This window comes from Scandinavium sp., from assembly GCF_036271055.1.
GTDB lineage: Bacteria > Pseudomonadota > Gammaproteobacteria > Enterobacterales > Enterobacteriaceae > Scandinavium.
Window position 1 is genome coordinate 1 of the sequence record NZ_DATBBJ010000021.1, and the last position, 1,663, is coordinate 1,663.

1 protein-coding gene is annotated in these 1,663 nt (G+C 54.3%); it reads left to right on the forward strand.

All coding sequences use genetic code 11. The features are described 5' to 3' along the window. The first annotated feature begins 382 nt into the window (after nt 1–382). Complete coding sequence (gene ltrA, locus VH187_RS02120; protein WP_329699845.1) at nt 383–1,636, forward strand: group II intron reverse transcriptase/maturase; 1,254 nt, start codon at nt 383–385, stop codon at nt 1,634–1,636. The last annotated feature ends 27 nt before the right edge of the window (nt 1,637–1,663 follow it).

Here is a 1,663-nt window from a genome sequence, read left to right on the forward strand (position 1 = left end):
GGAATACTTGCGCAGGTATGTGTCAGAGAGACGAGCGAAAGCAAACCTTCCGATGACGCGTCGTTAGGATCAAGGTGTCGTCAAAACCAAAGGTGAGTGGAACCTCTGGGAAGAGCCTGCCGGAGACCTGAGTACTGGGTAGGCGGCGACCGGCGTAAAGGGGGCGTGAAGCTGACACAGGCTTTCAATCGGAACTGCAGGAACCAGTCGCTTCAATGCAAAGGGAGAAGCACAAGTGGTTGAAGCCACGAGGCGAGAGTACCGATGTGGAGCACTGGGGCGGATCGATCCGTACGAGCGATGAAGGTTCTATAATGGGACTGGAGCAAAGGGATCGAGTCAGGTGGTTGCATCAGCGTGCAACTGGAAACAGGATGAAGCGATGGATGCAACGAAGACGAAGCCGTTTAACATTGACAAGAAGTTAGTGTACGACGCCTACAAAGCGGTCAAAGTCAATGCGGGTGCGGCCGGAGTGGATGGGCAGTCACTTGAGCAGTTCGCCCAAGATCTTGGGAGGAACCTCTACAAGATCTGGAATCGGATGAGTTCAGGTAGCTACTTTCCGCCACCGGTTCGTGCTGTTCCTATTCCCAAAAAGAATGGCGGACAACGCATTTTGGGGGTGCCCACAGTGGCCGATCGTGTGGCGCAGATGGTCGTCAAGCAAGTCGTGGAAAGAACTGTGGAACCAGTCTTCATGCCAGACTCATATGGCTACCGGCCCAACAAGTCGGCGCTGGATGCCATCGGGGTGACGCGCGAGCGGTGCTGGAAGTACGACTGGGTGCTAGAGTTTGATATCCGAGGCCTGTTCGACAACATCGACCACACACTGTTGCTGCGTGCTGTCCGCAAACATGTGAAGTGTGAATGGGCTTTGCTGTATATCGAAAGATGGCTGACGGCACCGATGGAACTTGAGGATGGAACACGGGTCGGAAGAACTCGCGGAACTCCGCAAGGAGGTGTGGTTAGTCCCATCTTGGCTAACCTGTTCCTGCACTACACATTTGATGCGTGGATGACACGAGAGTACCCAGACCTCCCATGGTGCCGGTATGCAGATGATGGGCTGGTGCACTGTCGGACGGAGGCGGAAGCCGTTGCCCTAAAAGCAGCGCTTGCGGCACGTTTGGCGGAATGCCAACTGGAGATGCATCCGGACAAGACCAAGATCGTCTACTGCAAGGATGGAAGACGCAGAGGCTCATATCCGAGCACACAATTTGAATTCCTCGGATACTGCTTCAGGCCAAGGGGTGCAATGAACCGGAAGCACAAAATGTTTACGGGATTTGGTCCTCAGGTCAGCGCGTCATCTCTCAAAGCCATGCGGCGGAAAATCAGGGAGCTTCGCATACGCCGACGCACTCATATACGGCTGGCGGATATAGCCCGAGAGATCAATCCAATCCTACAAGGTTGGTTGAATTACTATGGGCGCTACTCGCCATCCGGTATGCATTCGGTGTGGAAGTATGTCAACGCTACGCTGATAGCGTGGGCAATGCGGAAGTACAAGCGCTATAATGGGCGGAAAATACAGGCTGGCCAAATGATTGGGTCCATTGCCAACAAGCGGCGCAAACTGTTCGTACACTGGCATCAAAGTACTGTCGGCGCGTTTGCCTGATGGGAGCGGTGTGAGTTGAGAGGCTCA

What these genes read in the sequence shown, in the direction of transcription:
- ltrA (WP_329699845.1), top strand. Translation starts at nt 383, where the DNA reads ATGGATGCAACGAAGACGAAGCCGTTTAACATTGACAAGAAGTTAGTG.